A 15,577-nucleotide genomic window follows, 5' to 3' on the forward strand; every position below is an offset into this window, starting at 1 on the left:
GCCTCTTTTCGTGGGTGTTCGGTCCGGGTCTGTTACTTACGTGCGGCGCCGGCGAGGTCGTGCAGATCCAGTTCGTCGAGCCAACCGTTGCTGAACTGCGGCGAGAACTGCACTGCGCTCAGGTCCTCCTCGAGGACCGGGCTGGTGGGCTGGGCCTGCTCGATGGCGTGCCAGATGCGGTTGAGGTCGGTGGGGCCGAACAGTTCACCGAGAGGCCGCAGTTGTGTCTGAGTGGCGGGCGCTGTTGCCGTTGTCATTGTTGTCCTCCTGCATCGGGGTTGTGTTGTGGGAGTGTGTGGTTCATGTGCCGGCATTCCCAGAGGGGCGGTCAGGCCACCTTGCGGCCAAGGACTGTGACCATGCCGAAGCCGCGTTCGGTGACAAATCCCAGTGCACCGAGTGTGTCGACGAGCGGTCGTGCGGTGATCGAGCTGGTGAAGTAGTAGACGGGTTGGGACGCACCGGTGGGGGAACTCGACTGGTAGCCGTGCAACATTCCGGTGTAGCCGGCCTTGCGGGCGGCGCGGGTCACCGCCGTGGCGGTTACGGGCTGGCAGTGCACCACGTTCAGTTGGCGTCGATCGAACGTTGCGATGGTGTCAGTGGCGTCGCGTTGGAGCATGACGACGCGGATCAGCACGGCGTCAGGGTGCTCGGTGGAGTCGAGCACGGTGGCGTATTGGCCGACGAATGTCGCGTGGTACCACTCGTCGCTGTGTGGATGGTCCAGGTGTGTGCCGTCGAGGATTTCGACGATGTCCCCTGGCGTGAGGGTCGCTGCGGTCGTGGGCATTTGGATCTGTCCTTGCACGTGTGCTGTCGCGGTCAGCTGGCGGTGGGCCCGCCACCGTCGGTGCCACGGTGGATCATCTGGGCGGTGATCGGTGGTTGAGGGTTGGTCGCCGCCGCCTTGCGTTGGTGATCGCGGATGAACTCCAGGAGGCGCTGAGCCTTGGCTTGGGCCTGTTCTTGGACCACCGGTGGGCACGTGGCGGGGACGTGGGCGGTGTTGTTGGCGATGTCCAGCTCGATCGCGACGGTGACCAGGATGGCGCCCAGGCCCTGGGAGCGGACCCGCAGGCTCAGGTTTGCGTGTGCCCATTGGCCGTCGGGGTAATCGGAGGTGGAGCCGCGGCGCCCTGGGCTCAGCAGAACGTGTTCGTTGCGCCAGTCCTGATGCTGGGTGTCTGGGGATACGCGAACGCTCATGGGGGGCGCGTCCTCGGGGGTCGGGAAGGTTCCGCTGACCAGGCTTTGGTTCATTCGGGTGAACGGCCACCCGTTGCGGCGGTAGGTCACCTTCCAGTCGTCGAGGATGTAGTGCCAGTTGCCTTGCGGTACGGGCACTGCGTACATGTCGAAGCGTGCGCCTACGGGGTCGGTGTCGATGAGGCCGATTCCGGGTCGGCGGCGGAACGGGATTACGTCGTTCATCTGATTCTCCTGTCGGGTACCTGAACCCATACCCCGACTGTATCAGGCGCTACATGTATTTGTCGCTACTATCGACGCCGTCGGCATGTCAGTTTCGGCGTGCACCGTGCCGGTAAGCCGCCAGCCGGGCCAAGGTGTCGTCGATTTCGCACCGGACCATAGGGCGCAGGCCTCGACCGTCGAGCATCTGCACGAGTTTCTCGACCCCTTCGGCGCCCAGCGTGTTTGGTCGCATCCCAATGACGAGTTCGACCCCTTCCAGGACTGATACCCACATCAGCCGCAGATCGCCGCCGATGGCGTGATCGGCGCCAAGTTCGCGCAGGCAATCGACCACCACCTCTCGCAGTCGATCGATGTCACCCCCAGCTGCATCAGGGCCGCTACAGAAGAAGCCCAGAGCCTGGACCCGGGCTGCACTCATCGGCCACCCTCGGGGTTTGGTGAGCCGTAGGAATCATGCGGGGTTGACGGGCCCGAGTCGTCATCCTCGCCGGCGGACCGCACAGTGCTGGCCGGAGCCTTCCCATCGATCTGCTCACGACGCGGAACTCGGGTGCCTCCCAAGCCCATCCGGCCGCCGATCATCCCCACGGCGATCACCATGGCGCACACCAACATCAACCCGATACTTATCCTCCAGAGGATTGGATGACCGGACTCGCTGGTCGCCGAAGCCATCGCTGCGAGGAGGTCGGAGCCGCTCACGGTTCCGACCGCTGCGCCGATCACTGATCGTCCCGATCCAGTGAGCCGCGGTCTACTGAGGCCAGGGATTCGAGCGGGTCAGCCTCGGGGATTGCGTGCAAGGTCAGCGGATGATTATCGGCGAGCTCCTTGCGCCACTGATAGACCCACTCCCCCATGGAATCTCCGGCGTCCCAGGCCAGAGTGAGCATGCGGGCTGCGATGTCGGCAACGGTGGGATTGGTTCGCCACAGCACGGCCATCAAGTAGATGACACCGTAGCCTTCGACGCTGGTGTTGACGCCGTCGCGCCAGGCCTGTTCCGTGGCGGGATCGACGCTAGTTCCTGTTGCCATGACGCGGCTCTCGTTGTGGCGCTGCCACCATTCGAGGTGCTCGACGAGCAGGGCGCGCGCTGGAGCGCTCTCGCGTTCGGCCCGCTGGGCTTCGGTCTCGCCGTAGAGCAGGACGCCGGGAATTGAGGAGGCGTCTTCAAGTCGCCACCGCTGCACTACTTTTCCGATCAGCTTGAGGGTGTCGGACGCGACGTTGTCGAAGTCGGTGAAGGACCAGTCGAATCCGGCGAGGAGCTCGGCTAGGCGGAGTAGGCGGGTGGCCGATTCGCCACCGACGACGATCCGGCCGGTCGGGGCGTGGGCCAGGACGAGGCCATCGGTGAACGACAGTGTGCCATCGGCACGAACTGCCACCCGAGGAGTGATCAGCAGATGTGGGCATGCCGTGGGCTGGCCGGTGACGCGGACCCGGCGGCCGGTGTGGGTCGTGACGTTGCAGTCCACGAATTCGGTTGTCGCCGTCCCTGTATCGACTGTCATCGGTGATGCTGCTCCTCTACTCGTTTGATGGTCGGACCCCGGCGGCCGGGCATGGCTAGGCACTCCCCACCAGCTGTCTGCCCCATCCCTTGGGACGGGTGCGCGCAGCGGCGGGTGCGTCGAGGCGCCATTGGTATCAGACATCGAATGGTCCGCCTTCCCTCAAAGCTTCGGTGCGAATCATAACTAGCGATACCGGCACATCACCGGACTGCGACCTGGCTAAATAGTCAGCAATCGGGCGGTTCGTTACCTGTGCGTGGAAATGCTGGCGCCCGCCGCCGGCGGCCCGCCCCTACCGCCTTTGCGCTGCGGCGACACCAGTTCCCCCCTAATGCTGCGGCCGGGGACGCACGCTGGCGCTAGCCATTCGACCGCGGCGTTTAGCCGATCGAAGCTCGATGGACCGCTCCCCCACTAAACCAGCTTGCTACCCGAAGCCCAATAGACACTGGAATCAGCAAGCCTGTTTGTGCGAGAATGGGGCCTGTGCCATCTCCCCAGAAAGACCTGCCGACCACCTTCCGGATACCAGGTCACCTCAAAGATTCGTCAAAGCGGATCCTCACCGAACGAGACCGCACGATCAAAGCTTTCGTCATCGCGTGCTTCAGCGCATTCGAGGATGATCCGGAACGCGTCCTCAAACGACTGAAGACCCACTGGCCGGAGCCAAAGCGGCCGGGGCGGCCCCGCAAGCAGTAATCAGCACCGCCGCGGCGGTGCGCGGGCCTCTCCTGACAGGCCGCGCTACGCCGCTACCTGCGATGATGGCAGTGCCCTTCTTTCTTTTCGTTCACGCTTGCGCGGGGACAGCCCACAAACCTATTGCCTCAGGGGATCGCGCTGAGATAAGCAGCTGCACCGCGGCGAACGTTGCTGTGGCGCTCCCGGAGCTCGTCGAAACGACGATAATCGGACGCTCGCGCCCGCTGCTCGGGCCGACCGACGTTTGTCGGCGAGATAGCTTGCAGCACTGCGGAATCGGTGCCACGCGCAGGTCCACTGTCGCGTCGCGAATAACGAGAACTTCAACGTCGCAGCATCGAGACCATCCGCACTGCAGCCGCCTGCTCCTGCCTGCGGGCTAACGGCTGACCTGGGATTGTCTGATTCCTTCGGCATACCCGGACATCCTCATATCCAAGGCTCTGGACCCTCCGCGATTTTCTAGCGCCGAGAGCCTCCCAACCCGCATAGTAGGCTCAGCATCCAGGTCGGCGACGTGGTAGCAGAAACTGTTCACCGTCGTGGCGCCACCACACCGGCAATCCCGAGCACACACCCCGAGGAGACTCAGTGACATACCCGCCAGGACCGCAGGGACAATGGCCGCCACAGCCAGATCAGTTCGGCGGACAGCAACCGTACGGACAGCAACCGTACGGCAATCCGCCGCAACCGTACGGCAATCCGCAGCAGCCCGACGGCGGCTACGGCATGGTGCCATCTCCGCCGGGAAGTAGGCGCAAGACCGGCATGATCATCGGTGGCGTCGCGGTGGGCCTCGTTGTGGTCGTTGCCGCAGTCGGATTCTTTCTTCGCAGCTCCGGGTCCAGCGACGAGCAGGCAATCAAGAATCTCCTCGAAGACAGTGGCAACGCGAGCGGCTCGGTGTCAGAGGCGAAGCAGTTCCTCTGTGCGGCAGACCAAAAGATGATGGAGTCGATCGACACCAGCGGTTTGGGGGACCTCGGTATCGACATCCCGCAACCTACGGCAGTAGCGGGCGGTGGGGAGGTGTCCGACGTGAAGGTTGACGGGGACAAGGCAACTGCGGCGGTGAGCGCTGCCGGGGCAACCCACACTATCCACCTCCGCAAGGAGGAGGGCAGCTGGAAGATATGCATGTCGGATGACCCGGCCATGCCCGCCCTGCCCTAACCCGGCGAGTGAGTTCCCGCTGCAGAGGCGGAGTTTGTTGAAACGCCACCAGCTGGTTGGGCAGACCACGGTGCAGGGCGATCTTGACCGTGCCGGCCTTTGAGATGGAATGCTCACCGTGCAGGCGCCGGCCCGCATTGTGGCCGCCACAGCTCGGTCATGCCGACGTCACCACGTACACCGGTTGGGCGCCAATCCTCATTCAGGAGAACTCGCCGGTATCCGACGATCTTCCGTTGCGATCGATGCCATCAGCGATCTTCAACGGGGCGGGATCACTCTCGGTGGTTGCTGGCCGAGGTCTACCTCCAGTGGGATGCCGACGGTCGCACCGGAATCCACCCCGTCTTTGCGTACTATCGCGACGCGAACGGCTAGATCGGCTACGCGCACCACGCTCTTGTCCTCAGGCATGACGAAGGCCGAGGGAGGCAGGTCAACAGGGCCGACCACGCGCAGCGTGTTCAGGTCATAGTCTTCCCCCCACGTGTCAAGCAAGAAGTTGCACTCACTGGGCTTCTCGCCCGGGTTGAGGCACCTGTCGATGAAGGCCCGTACGGCGTCCTGGGCAGCTTTGAGTCCTTCATCGGTCATGGAGAACTTCGGCTTTGCCTTCGTGCCTGTCAGGTTGAGAACCGTGACATCACTGAGCGTGGTCGGCGGCAGTTCATTGATTCTCACGTACGGGGTGGACACGCTCATCTCGATGTATCCGGGAAACACGTTGACGTGACGACTCTGTGGGAGCGGTTTGCCGAACACCTTCAGCGAAGCTGCGGTCGCAGCATTTCCGAATCCGGGGAGTTCCTCGGTGGTGAGGTTGACGTAGCCCGCGGTCAGCTTCCATTGGTTGTCGACGACGACCATGTCGAGCCTTCCTTCGGTGCGCTGCCCACCGAACTTCGCCGCGACCTTCACTGCCGAGGTCCGCCTGTCGGCCTTGGGTTTGCGTTCCACTTCCCCCTCGACCTCGACGTCGGTTATCGGCAGCTTTTCCAACTGCATCTTCAAGATGTCGTTGGTGAGTAGTTCGGTGCTGGCCGGTGCGATCGCGCCCAGCGCGAGTGCGGCTTGAGCGTCGCCCCTCGACAGGGCCTCCAGATACGCCTTGGCGACCTCGGTTGGCGAACCGTTCGGGTTGAAGCTGACTCCGTCCTTGCCGGTGCCCATCAGGAACACCACCACCAACCCGATCACAGCAAGCACCGCGACGGTCGCCGAGGCAGTAATGATCAGCGGCTTACGATTCTTGGGCGGCACAGGCGCTGGCCCCTGGCCCGCTGCGACGTCGCGTCCCGGCCCACCAGTTCCTGGTGTCGGACTCAACTGTTCCCTGGGTGGCTGCTGCTCGCCCCAGTTCGTTTGACCACCAGCACCCGCGCTACTGGGGTTTTGTTGCGGCGCAGGGGGATGGAAGCCTTGAGGTTGCGGTGTGCCCCACGGATCACGACGAGGACCATTCGGAAAATCTGTCACGGCTGTGTGTCCTCTGCCCTCATACCTTGTTGAGTTCGATGGTGGGTGGGTCAGTGGTCATATCGGCTGTGCCCTCAACGCCGGGCGCGAATGAGCCCGACTCTGTTTGTCCGCTCGTCGTTTTCACGGATACACCAAATTCTGGCCGTCCCGAAAACTTCACTTTTCCTGTCTTATGGTCCAGCAGATTGAGGGTGAAGTCGTCGACGTTTGGGGGCGCTGTCCATTGCGCTGAATCTGGCACGAAGTCAGAGCGCGTGGCGGTGTTCGGGCAGTTCGGAGGTTGCAGACTCGTACTCTTTGCGCACTCCTGCAACGCTTTTGTCACAGCTTGCTTCAGGGCTTCTGTGCCCTTGTCGCTGAGCGAGAAGTCCAGGGCGAGAGAACTACTCATGGCCGTGATGCCGAACAGCGACGGGACGGTCTCCTGGCCGTGTTTCTTCCTCAACTCTTCGATCTGCAGGGTCGGATTGGAGCTGCCGAATTCAGTGGCCCCGGGGAACTGATATGCCTTGCCGCCCTTGGGTAGCGGCTGGCCCCACACTGTGATGTATTGCGCTAACTTGGGATTCACATCATCGAGTAGCACTTCGACTGATGTAACCGCCGATTTGAGTTTCCATCCATCACCCGGTGGTGGCTTGGGCAGATAGATTCCTCCATCGTTTTCCACTCCACCGACTTTTGCGAGCAGGCGGACAAAGGCGCCGCCGTCGCTTACGGGGATCTCTCCGAGAATCCTGACGTCGGTGATGGGGTACTTTTCCATCTGCTTTTTGAGGACCTCGTCGGTGAGTATTGAGCTGTCCGGCGGTTGCTCGCGCCCCAGCGACAATGCCGCTTTGGCATCACCACGCTGCAACGCCTCCAGGTAGGCCGTGACCACGTCGGCCGCCTTGCCTGTGGGGGGCTCGTCTTCACCACCCCCGCCACCAAATGCCATCACGCCGCCGGCAATCAACCCGACAGCCACCGCGATCGCACCCGCGCCGAGCAGGACACCGCGACCCCGCTTACTCGACGGCAGCTTCAGCCACTTCCCGGTTCCCGGGCCTGACGGCGGCGGTGCATCCCCGAGCTGCCCGGGCGCAGGATGTCCCGACGGTCCGGGCGCCACCCCGAAAGGATTCCCTGGCGCAGGTGGATGATCGCCAAACGGGCTCGGCCGCTGCGCCGGCGCGCCGCTCCCCCACTGCGGCGACGCAGGCCGCCCACCGAACGGTGGCCCGCCAGCCGACGGCCGCGGTGCCGGAGCCCCGCCGCCCCAGGGTGGCTGCTGTCCTGTGGGCGGGCCCGGTGGCGGGGGGAGGCGTCGCGGTGGCTCGCCTTGCGCCCCGTGCCCAGGTTGCCCGCCGAACGGGCCCAGGCCGCCACCACCGAAACCTCCGCTCGTCACAGGCCGGCCCCGCCAGCCAGTACGGATCGCATCACGTCTCCCAAATCACTCACTGTGGGCCTCCCTGCCAGGCGTTTGTTGTCGCCTACGGCACTCACAGTGCCTCCAATAGTCATCTGCATCTTGTCACTAAGCCCCGGCGGACTAATGCGGAGCAGGTGTTCGCCGAGCTGCCGCTGAGCGATCGCCACTCGAAGTGGTCCTGCGTTCGCGTGCAGACATCGAGGGCGCGGCTCCATGCTGAGTGATTCTTCCGGCCGTACGACTTTTTCGACGGCCCGCGACTCCCCGGATTCCGATTAGCCGCCGGGAACCCTGCCTCAGCGGATAGCGACAGAACGCATCTACCCGACGGTTGCCGCGGGCGGGTAGCGCTGGCCACTGCGCCCATCATCGGGTGCGGGCGGATGCGGGCCGGCGGGTTGGATTTCCTGCCAGTCGGTCGGCAGAAGGCTCCCGTTGCGGATGGCCCTGTCGAGGGTCTCGAAGTGGTCGGCCATGTGCAGTGCCTGCGCCTTGAATTCTGCTGAGTCACCGTCGTCGTCGGCTTGAATCATGAGGCCGAGGCTGGTGCGGATCTCATAGATAAGGCGGTCCGGGTGCTCGCTGGACAGTTCGGGGGAAGCCATGCGCCAACCGTACGCCAATAGCATTGGCATGCCAATGGGGCTGGCCTTCGGTGTTAGCATGCTCGATATGGACGACGACGACGATCTGATCCGAGACGTCACCAAACTCCGGCGCCTGGAGACCCAGGCCGACGAGTTGCGCGCCCAGATTCGGGCACAAGTGTTGACCAAGCGGAATGCCGGCGTCTCCCAGGCCGATCTCACGCGGATGACCGGATGGACACGAGAGACAATCCGCAAGATCGAACGTCGTGGCTCGCAGCCCTGCGACGCCCCCCCACGCTCGGCCGACAAGTCGTCCTCTTCTGAATTTGACCGCTGAGCGAACTTTTTCGTGCATGCGGCTGCCACGCACCGCCTCACGAGCGGATGTACCGCGCGCGGCTGCGTGATAGCGATCACCGAGGATGTCCGGCTTGAGAATTCTTTCCGACTGAGCGACTTTGGCGCATCTTGGCAGCTTGTGCGTAGGTCCGACGATCAGCTTCGTTGTTTCGATTCCCGATGGCGTCGAGCGCCCGCACGGGCTTCTTCGCGGTTTGCGCCGAATCCCGATTGTCCGCATGTGCATGACCAGGCGGCCGTGCGGGCTGACTCCATTCGCGCCTTGCGCCAGTTCATGCGCGCCTCTCCGGTGGTCCAGGTCTTGGTGCGGTGAGCTGTGCGCGACAGGAGCATGGTCAGGACCGTCCAGCCGGCGTCGGTCAGGTAGACGCCTTGGAGACGTCGGTCGACTGCGAGTCCGTGCTTGATCAGTCGGTTGAGGGTTTGGCTGCTGGCGTTGAGCACTCCGTTGTCGTCGGCGGATTCGATGGCAGCGGCCATGGCCGGGGTGATGGAGGATATGGGGTATTCCCCGGTTGAGCTGGTGAACGTGTCCTGATCCGCCGTCATCTTTCATCCTCTTCGTCATCGTTCTGCCGTGTGCGGCCCGCGTAACGAGGTCGTCGTGGCGGACGTGGGGGTCTCACCCGAGTTGAAGGTCGTCGTCCACTTCGCCCTGGGCCAGGCCACCGAAGTTGATGAGGTCGAACAGTTGCTGTTCCTCGGCGAGGGTGGCGAATCTTCCTTCAACGACAGGTAGCGGTGTGTTGCGGAAAAAGTTCTGTTGCACCCGTGTCAGATCGTTGAAGTAGATCTCACCGGAGCCGGGCTCATCGAACCATTCACGCGGGACCGCGAAGCGGCCGGCGAGGAATCCCTGGACCGCGGTGACGCGTTGCTTGCCGTCGACGACGGCGTAGCTCCAGTTGCGATTCTGGTCGTAGCCGGGGTGGTTGAAGCCGGCATCGAGGCGGTTGTTGAGCAGGATCGCGGGTATCGGCACACCTATGAGCAGCGACTTGATGAGGTTCTGGTTTCTTGTGCGGCCCCAGGCGATTCCGCGTTGATACGGCTGGTCGAGGTCGAAGCGGGAGTCGCTGGGGGTGGGGTCGATGAAGAACTCGAGTGGCCTCGCCGTGGTGTTGAGGCTGTAGCTGCGCAAGCTCATGGTGCTCGTCCCTCTGCGGTTGGGGTTGAGAAAGGCCGGTGTTCGGGGGGAACACCGGCCTTTCTGGTCGGGGCTTAGCTCTCGTCGTCGTCGCGGTCGGCGAGGTCGTGAGCGGCGTGTTCGTCGCGGCGGATGTCGCGGGGGGAGGAGTAGGTGTGGTTGGTGTAGCGATCGCGTGCGTTCATGAGACGACTGTAGCACGCGCTACATGTTGCGCGCAATACACCATGTGTGGGGCGTGCCTGGCGCGCCTCTCACCGGCCCCACCAGGATTTAGTGCCACTGCAGCAGGGTCTGCAGGAACGACGTGCCGCCGCCGGCGGCGGTGCCGCCCACCACCGCCATGACGATGCCTGTGCTGATCAGTCGGCGAATCTTGCGGACGGCGTGAACAACTGAGGTGAGCACTACGCCGCCGATTACGCCGACAAGGATTGCCGGGGTGCCACTCAGGGCGCTCACGATGGTCTCCATTTGGGTGGGGTCCTTTCGGGTGTGGGCCGCTAGCGTGTGCAGCGGTCTGGCCGGGCTTAGTCGCCCGCTATAGCAATTCGGTCCATATGCACGCCGAGCAGTTCACTGCCCCGGCCCCGACGTGGCCGGCGGCGCGCAGTTTGCGTCACTGTGTCGATCCGCCCGGAATGATCTTCAAGATGGGTGGCGGCAGCGTGGGGGGTTTGGCCCCGTCTGCGGGCATCCGGCTGGATGCCCAGCGGTACAGGCTTTCCCAGTCGGTAGCGAAGTAGCGTTGCAGCACACCGCCTTTGTTGGGTTCGGGTTCCGGCGTGCCGTTGCGTAGCCATTCGCTGTGCCGCGCGAGCAGCGGTTCGGCGTGGGCCTTGTGTCGGGTGCAGAACCTTGCAACGCGTCCAGCGCCGGTGAGTGGATCGCGATCTTCGACATGCACCGTTGGCTGCTTGCCGCAAGGGCCTTCGCGTCGAACCATCGGCGCTTCGCAGCGCGTATCTATGACTGGCGCGAGGAATCCCTCGGGTTCGTATCGCGGGAGGTCTTCGGCGATCACGGACCGGACCCAGTAGCCGACTTTCCAGGCGGGCTCATTCGGTTTGGCCATGCTGCCGACGCGGAACCACCAATTGCGTGAATAGACGCGGCGTTCTGCGGGGCCGAGTTCGGCGATCTGGGAGAGAAAGGCTTGTAGGCATACCGCGAACAAGGTCGCGTCACCGGTGAGATCGGGGTCGATGCAGAGGCGTGAGAAGCGTGCGGGGTCTTCGGTAGTTGGGACGGGCAGCGGCGCCGGGTCTTCGTCAGCGTTCGGAGTTTTCTTGGTGAGGTCGGTAGGCGGGATGATCATTCGGTTGGCCTTGGGCCGGCTTTTGCGATGCACCGCGTGCAGAGGGGCGTGGCTGGGTTGTTGGCGGCCGCGCGGACGCGCGTGGGGATTCTGCGGTGTCCGTCGAGGACATAGACGTAGATTGCGCTACTGCACACTGCCGCTGCTTCGTCCTTGTCGCGGGTATCGGCGGGCGTGAGAGCGTGCCACCGGCCAGACCAGGTGATCCCCCACTGGTACCGCATCGATCCTCCCCCTGTTATTTGTCATGTCGTTGATGTCGTGCCAGATTTCGATCATGGCGTGCCACAGACACCAGTAACCGGCTTGCCGATTACTGTATGTGTCAACACTGGAATTGGCACGCACGTTTGTGCGAGAATACGGGCTGTGACGGCAGACAGCGACGCAGACCCGACAATGACGGTCGGGATCCCCACTGAGCTCAAAGCCTCTGTGCAACAGGAACTCAGTCGACGCGATCGTGAGCTGGCAGCTTTTGTTATCGCATGTCTCAACGACCTGGAATCCGACCCTGACGACTTCCTCGAATTCCTGGCGCCGCATTGGCCCGAGCAGAAGAGACCTGGCCGGCCGCCCATCCACACAAATGCTGGACCAGATGCGTGCCGCACATGCAGCGGCACCGGAATTACCCAGGTTGGGATCGGCGCAGGAAGCATGGACTGCGGAGTGTGCAGTGGGTCGGGCTTGGCAAAGGAGCCGAAGTTCCGCGTGACATGCGAATGTGGCACACGGCAGCCCCGGGCGACCACTGCATTTTCGGCGAATCGGTGGATGAAACAGCATCTTCACACCCACCGGCCACGGCCTAAAGCCAAGTGAACGAAGTAGCGGTCGGCACGATTCCACCCGGTTTACTGTGGGGATCGTTCGGGGTCATCGTGGCGGCGGTGGTGGCGCCGTGGTTTGTGCGTAGCCGCCCGCTGCAGCGCAGGATCTATTGGAGCGGATGGGTTATCGGTGCGATGGGCATAGCTGTTGCGGTGTCCTACCGCGAGGGCCTGCGAGGGTTTTTCATCACGATGGTTGTAGTTCCATTGTTCGGCGTACTCATGGCGGTTCAGCATTCCTCGCATCTCAAGATCGGGGGGCGGATCATTGCCATCGATCGAGAGAATCGCCGGCCCGACCCTACCGATGATGACGGGGCACCCGAGCAGGTTGGGACGGTGCCGCTGACAGCTGCGGAAGTGCGCGCTCAGCGATTCTCGAAACCGGTCGGGCGGGTCGGTTACGACCCTCGGCAGGTGGACGCGTTCCTTGAGCGGATCGCCGAGCATCTCGATGGGCAGGGCGATTTGAGCACGCAGGATGTCCGGTCCGTCACGTTCGGGCGGCCCAGCCCATTTGTTCGCGGGTACAGCCCCGACGAGGTCGATGGGTTTCTCGATACCGTCGTCGAGACACTCGGTGGCGGCAAGATGACCGGACAATGAGATCCCTTCCGCGCCCGGCTGTTGACTAAGTGGCGTGGCCGATTGCGGTGCGGGCGGCCTGTTGGGCGAGATCGGCGCAGTTGGAGCCCTGAGGCATGCGGAGCCTTACCGCGACGACAGGGGTTGGTGCTTGCAGGTCTGGGGCGGCGGAGCCGATCCGGGTCGGCTCGACTGCGGCGCCGGCCTTGGCTATGACAAGACACGGCGAGTAGGCACTGAAGGTGAAGTACTCCACGCCGTCTTGCTCGCTGCGAGCGGGGCTTTCGCCCCACGGCACGTCAACGACGCTGCTTGACCACGCAGCGAGTCCCACTTTGACCACGGCTGAGGCAGTTCGGGATTCGCCGCCGGCGTTGTCGATCCGGAGGTGGCAGACTCCGGGATGCCGCCACGTTGTTGGCCATTGAGCGTCAGGCCTGGGCTCGTCCCAGCTGAATCCGACCGCGCGCAGCTCCGGCGCGACCGAGCACGGGTCGGCGGTCAGAGCCTTTACCTGCATTGCGGAGTCATCGGAATGCACGGGGATACCTCGTTCGGGGATCTGGGTTGCGATGTCGGCGGCGACTTGCTCGGCGAGCGCGCATCGTGAGGTGTCGTCGAGGTTGATCGAATTGTCTGCGATGTCCGCGGGGAAGACCTCGATGCTGGGGTCGCGCATCGCGCCGGGTGCGCCGGCCAGTTGCGTGAGTGGGAGCGATACGCGGTATGCGCATCCCCATGTGCTGGTTGTGGTCATGCCTGGATGCGTTGGGTCTGGGCTGAACTGCGCGTCGTTCCACCTCAACTCCCCGGGCAAGAGGCGGATCCCCAGCCCGACCGGGCTGGATGGGAACGCAATCAGACATCCCTGGCCGCCCAGCGGGGCGACGGGTGAGCGGCCACCGGAATCGATGGCTACAACAGTGCTGTATGTGTAGGTGAAATCGCGGTAGCTGTTGTCGGCCAATAGTTTCCGATTGACAAAGCCACAGGGGTCGATCTGGCGCAGGGCGTGCAGTTCACGGAGGCGATCGCGGTCAGATTTATCGAGATTTAGACCGTAGGTGTCAACGGCGCCGGGGAAGAAGGAGGATGACTGATCGAGCTTGGCTGGGCTGCTTGACGTGGCGCTAACTGACTCTGAAGTCCCACTGCCGGCGCTACAGCCGGAAGCGGCCGTCACGCACACCAGGAGCACTGAGACGCAGCCGATTACTCGCATCATGGGCGTTTCCGTTCATCCGGGCCACCCCGCGGGCGCGCCTTGAAGTCTAGGGGCTGAGTCGTTGGCGGGGCACAGCGATCCGGAGGTGAATGCGCGCGAACACGCCCGCCTAATTCAGCTTGCTCATTTCTGATCCACTAGGTACAGTATATTGAAAGCTAATTAATTCCGGTGGGACACATGTTCACCCGGCACCGCTTCAACGGTCCTCGGCCGAGGATGAGCTCGACGCCCCTCGACCGAGGACCGTTCCCAAGACACTGGACGCGTGGAAGGTGCAGTCGTGACCACTACCCGACCGCCAGGCAGTGACGAGGTCCGCGGGCCCTCGCCGCGGCCATGCGCGTCATGCCCATACCGTCGCGATGTACCAAGCGGTGTTTGGGCGGCCGGCGAGTACGACAAGCTCATCGCCTACGACGCGGATACACCGCTGCAGCCGCCGAACCTCTTCCTGTGTCACCAGACTTCAGCTGAGGATTCCGCGCGGAGGGTCTGCGCAGGATGGCTGGGCTGCCATGGCGATGGCCTGCTCGCGGTGCGACTGGCTGCCGCTTACGGGGCGCTCGCCGAGGACGACCTGGCCACGGCGTTTAACTACCGCACCGATGTGGCGCTCTTCGAATCCGGGGCCTCGGCTGCTGCGCACGGCCGGCGCGATATCGATGATCCCGACGATCGTGCTCGCGGCGCGATCGCCAAGATCTCCCGCCGACGTGGTGACCTCACCTAAGACACCAGGCACGGCGCTCATCGTCTGCAGTCGTCGACCAGACCTCTTCGGGTCCCGGTGGCCGTAGATGTGGTTGATTGCCGCGCTGGCGGTGCGGCAGTCGCGTCCGGCGACCATGCCGGCGTAGGTGGCCGCCACCGCGGTCGAACCACTATCAGGCGCCAACGGGGCCGCCCGGATTAGGGCTTGTCGCTTGCCAGGGTGATGGGACCACCTGATTGCCAGGGGGATGGGACCACCGTGGCGCGTTATCGAGGATGCTCGTCGGGCCCTTCTGGGTCAAGCTGGCCGGGTCGAGTGCGTTGGCGGTAGGACGGTCCTTCGATGACCAGGGTGTGGGCTGCAGCGGTCAGTCTGTCGATGGCTGATTGGGCGAGCAGGGTGTCGGCGGTCATGGTCAACCATTCGGCGGGTTCGCGGTTGGACGTCACGATGGTGGTCTTGGTTTGGTGGCGTTCGACGACGATTTCGTAGAAGTCGCTGGTTTCGGTGGCGTCGAGGGGCCGCAGCGCGAAGTCGTCGATGATCAGGACGTCCACGGCTGCCAGCCGTCGGATCTCGGCGTCGACGGTGTGGTCGAGTCGAGCGGCACGCAGCCGGGTGAACAGTTTGTCGGATCGGGCGAACAGGACACTATGGCGGCGGCGAATAGCCAAGTGCCCCAGCGCTGTTGCCAGATGCGTCTTGCCTACTCCGACGGGTCCGAGGATGATCGCGGACTGGCCGGCGTCGAGGAATCGCAACGCGGTCAGGTCGCCGAGCAGGGTGCGGTCATAGCGCAGGTCCTGTTGTGCGGTCCAGGAGTCGAAACGCATCGTGGGGTCGAGGCCGGCTTTGGCCGCCCGCAGGGCAGCTGAACGGGATTCGCGCCGGGAGACCTCGTCGGCGAGCAGTGTTTCCAGGAATCCAATGTGGCTGAGCTTGTGCTGGCGGGCCAGTGCGGCCCGTTCGGGCAGGGTGTCGGCCAGGGCGCCGAGTTTGAGCGCTTTGAGCAGTCGGAGCAGGTCTGCGCCGACCGGGTCTGCGGCCACGCGGTTTGTGGTGGTCAT

21 protein-coding genes are annotated in these 15,577 nt (G+C 63.8%); 5 read left to right on the forward strand and 16 right to left on the reverse strand.

Annotated elements, in window-relative coordinates:
* Window positions 1-32: 32 nt before the first annotated feature.
* From ACNQVK_RS01815 to ACNQVK_RS01840, 6 genes are all read right to left on the reverse strand, one after another.
* Window positions 33-257, reverse strand: coding sequence for a hypothetical protein (locus tag ACNQVK_RS01815; protein ID WP_418028371.1), 225 nt, complete (start codon window positions 255-257; stop codon window positions 33-35).
* Between the two features lie 71 nt (window positions 258-328).
* Window positions 329-793, reverse strand: a complete 465-nt coding sequence (locus ACNQVK_RS01820; RefSeq protein ID WP_418028372.1) for a hypothetical protein — start codon at window positions 791-793, stop codon at window positions 329-331.
* Between the two features lie 32 nt (window positions 794-825).
* Window positions 826-1,434 carry a hypothetical protein gene (locus ACNQVK_RS01825; protein ID WP_418028373.1) on the reverse strand — a complete coding sequence of 203 codons (609 nt, stop codon included), beginning with the start codon at window positions 1,432-1,434 and terminating at the stop codon, window positions 826-828.
* An 88-nt stretch (window positions 1,435-1,522) separates the two neighbouring features.
* Complete coding sequence (locus ACNQVK_RS01830; protein WP_418028374.1) at window positions 1,523-1,858, reverse strand: hypothetical protein; 336 nt, start codon at window positions 1,856-1,858, stop codon at window positions 1,523-1,525.
* Window positions 1,855-2,142 carry a hypothetical protein gene (locus ACNQVK_RS01835; RefSeq protein WP_418028375.1) on the reverse strand — a complete coding sequence of 96 codons (288 nt, stop codon included), beginning with the start codon at window positions 2,140-2,142 and terminating at the stop codon, window positions 1,855-1,857. Before ACNQVK_RS01835 ends, ACNQVK_RS01830 begins: the two co-directional genes overlap by 4 nt.
* Window positions 2,143-2,162: 20 nt before the next feature.
* Entirely contained in the window at window positions 2,163-2,957 is a 795-nt protein-coding gene (locus tag ACNQVK_RS01840; RefSeq protein ID WP_418028376.1) for a hypothetical protein, read from the reverse strand.
* A gap of 489 nt (window positions 2,958-3,446) precedes the next feature.
* Here ACNQVK_RS01840 and ACNQVK_RS01845 point away from each other — a divergent pair, with 489 nt between their 5' ends.
* Window positions 3,447-3,662, forward strand: a complete 216-nt coding sequence (locus ACNQVK_RS01845) for a hypothetical protein (protein ID WP_418028377.1) — start codon at window positions 3,447-3,449, stop codon at window positions 3,660-3,662.
* 594 nt (window positions 3,663-4,256) lie between these two features.
* Window positions 4,257-4,841: a hypothetical protein gene (locus ACNQVK_RS01850; protein WP_418028378.1), complete on the forward strand. Its 585-nt coding sequence runs from the start codon at window positions 4,257-4,259 to the stop codon at window positions 4,839-4,841.
* Between the two features lie 261 nt (window positions 4,842-5,102).
* On the opposite strand, the gene ACNQVK_RS01855 is transcribed toward ACNQVK_RS01850, so the two are convergent.
* From ACNQVK_RS01855 to ACNQVK_RS01870, 4 genes are all read right to left on the reverse strand, one after another.
* Complete coding sequence (locus ACNQVK_RS01855) at window positions 5,103-6,101, reverse strand: hypothetical protein (RefSeq protein WP_418028379.1); 999 nt, start codon at window positions 6,099-6,101, stop codon at window positions 5,103-5,105.
* A 235-nt stretch (window positions 6,102-6,336) separates the two neighbouring features.
* On the reverse strand, window positions 6,337-7,290 hold the full coding sequence (locus ACNQVK_RS01860; protein WP_418028380.1) for a hypothetical protein: 954 nt from the start codon (window positions 7,288-7,290) through the stop codon (window positions 6,337-6,339).
* A 56-nt stretch (window positions 7,291-7,346) separates the two neighbouring features.
* Window positions 7,347-7,691, reverse strand: a complete 345-nt coding sequence (locus ACNQVK_RS01865; RefSeq protein WP_418028381.1) for a hypothetical protein — start codon at window positions 7,689-7,691, stop codon at window positions 7,347-7,349.
* Between the two features lie 366 nt (window positions 7,692-8,057).
* Window positions 8,058-8,342: a hypothetical protein gene (locus ACNQVK_RS01870; protein ID WP_418028382.1), complete on the reverse strand. Its 285-nt coding sequence runs from the start codon at window positions 8,340-8,342 to the stop codon at window positions 8,058-8,060.
* A gap of 67 nt (window positions 8,343-8,409) precedes the next feature.
* On the opposite strand from ACNQVK_RS01870, the gene ACNQVK_RS01875 reads away from it, so the two are divergent.
* On the forward strand, window positions 8,410-8,664 hold the full coding sequence (locus ACNQVK_RS01875; RefSeq protein WP_418028383.1) for a hypothetical protein: 255 nt from the start codon (window positions 8,410-8,412) through the stop codon (window positions 8,662-8,664).
* 158 nt (window positions 8,665-8,822) lie between these two features.
* Here the strand turns inward: ACNQVK_RS01875 and ACNQVK_RS01880 are convergent, their stop codons facing one another.
* The 4 genes from ACNQVK_RS01880 to ACNQVK_RS01895 form a co-directional block, all read right to left on the reverse strand.
* A complete protein-coding gene (locus ACNQVK_RS01880; protein WP_418028384.1) occupies window positions 8,823-9,236 on the reverse strand; it encodes a hypothetical protein in 414 nt (137 codons plus the stop codon).
* Window positions 9,237-9,309: 73 nt separating this feature from the next.
* Window positions 9,310-9,834: a DUF262 domain-containing protein gene (locus tag ACNQVK_RS01885; RefSeq protein WP_418028385.1), complete on the reverse strand. Its 525-nt coding sequence runs from the start codon at window positions 9,832-9,834 to the stop codon at window positions 9,310-9,312.
* 273 nt (window positions 9,835-10,107) lie between these two features.
* A complete protein-coding gene (locus tag ACNQVK_RS01890) occupies window positions 10,108-10,296 on the reverse strand; it encodes a hypothetical protein (RefSeq protein ID WP_418028386.1) in 189 nt (62 codons plus the stop codon).
* Between the two features lie 157 nt (window positions 10,297-10,453).
* Window positions 10,454-11,152, reverse strand: a complete 699-nt coding sequence (locus ACNQVK_RS01895; RefSeq protein WP_418028387.1) for a hypothetical protein — start codon at window positions 11,150-11,152, stop codon at window positions 10,454-10,456.
* Window positions 11,153-12,036: 884 nt separating this feature from the next.
* Here ACNQVK_RS01895 and ACNQVK_RS01900 point away from each other — a divergent pair.
* Complete coding sequence (locus tag ACNQVK_RS01900) at window positions 12,037-12,591, forward strand: DivIVA domain-containing protein (protein WP_418028388.1); 555 nt, start codon at window positions 12,037-12,039, stop codon at window positions 12,589-12,591.
* A 25-nt stretch (window positions 12,592-12,616) separates the two neighbouring features.
* Here ACNQVK_RS01900 and ACNQVK_RS01905 read toward each other — a convergent pair whose 3' ends face one another.
* Window positions 12,617-13,327: a hypothetical protein gene (locus ACNQVK_RS01905; protein WP_418028389.1), complete on the reverse strand. Its 711-nt coding sequence runs from the start codon at window positions 13,325-13,327 to the stop codon at window positions 12,617-12,619.
* 751 nt (window positions 13,328-14,078) lie between these two features.
* Between ACNQVK_RS01905 and ACNQVK_RS01910 the strand changes: the two genes are divergently transcribed.
* On the forward strand, window positions 14,079-14,528 hold the full coding sequence (locus ACNQVK_RS01910) for a DUF6283 family protein (protein WP_418028390.1): 450 nt from the start codon (window positions 14,079-14,081) through the stop codon (window positions 14,526-14,528).
* Window positions 14,529-14,776: 248 nt separating this feature from the next.
* Here ACNQVK_RS01910 and istB read toward each other — a convergent pair whose 3' ends face one another.
* A complete protein-coding gene (gene istB, locus ACNQVK_RS01915) occupies window positions 14,777-15,577 on the reverse strand; it encodes an IS21-like element helper ATPase IstB (protein WP_055110181.1) in 801 nt (266 codons plus the stop codon).

The organism is Mycobacterium sp. 134 (assembly GCF_048282715.1).
GTDB lineage: Bacteria > Actinomycetota > Actinomycetes > Mycobacteriales > Mycobacteriaceae > Mycobacterium > Mycobacterium septicum.

Coding starts and splice junctions, on each gene's coding strand:
- ACNQVK_RS01895 (WP_418028387.1), bottom strand. CDS start 11,152: ATGATCATCCCGCCTACCGACCTCACCAAGAAAACTCCGAACGCTGAC.
- ACNQVK_RS01885 (WP_418028385.1), bottom strand. CDS start 9,834: ATGAGCTTGCGCAGCTACAGCCTCAACACCACGGCGAGGCCACTCGAG.
- ACNQVK_RS01870 (WP_418028382.1), bottom strand. CDS start 8,342: ATGGCTTCCCCCGAACTGTCCAGCGAGCACCCGGACCGCCTTATCTAT.
- ACNQVK_RS01815 (WP_418028371.1), bottom strand. CDS start 257: ATGACAACGGCAACAGCGCCCGCCACTCAGACACAACTGCGGCCTCTC.
- ACNQVK_RS01830 (WP_418028374.1), bottom strand. CDS start 1,858: ATGAGTGCAGCCCGGGTCCAGGCTCTGGGCTTCTTCTGTAGCGGCCCT.
- ACNQVK_RS01825 (WP_418028373.1), bottom strand. CDS start 1,434: ATGAACGACGTAATCCCGTTCCGCCGCCGACCCGGAATCGGCCTCATC.
- ACNQVK_RS01905 (WP_418028389.1), bottom strand. CDS start 13,327: ATGACCACAACCAGCACATGGGGATGCGCATACCGCGTATCGCTCCCA.
- istB (WP_055110181.1), bottom strand. CDS start 15,577: ATGACCACCACAAACCGCGTGGCCGCAGACCCGGTCGGCGCAGACCTG.
- ACNQVK_RS01840 (WP_418028376.1), bottom strand. CDS start 2,957: ATGACAGTCGATACAGGGACGGCGACAACCGAATTCGTGGACTGCAAC.
- ACNQVK_RS01880 (WP_418028384.1), bottom strand. CDS start 9,236: ATGACGGCGGATCAGGACACGTTCACCAGCTCAACCGGGGAATACCCC.
- ACNQVK_RS01820 (WP_418028372.1), bottom strand. CDS start 793: ATGCCCACGACCGCAGCGACCCTCACGCCAGGGGACATCGTCGAAATC.
- ACNQVK_RS01875 (WP_418028383.1), top strand. CDS start 8,410: ATGGACGACGACGACGATCTGATCCGAGACGTCACCAAACTCCGGCGC.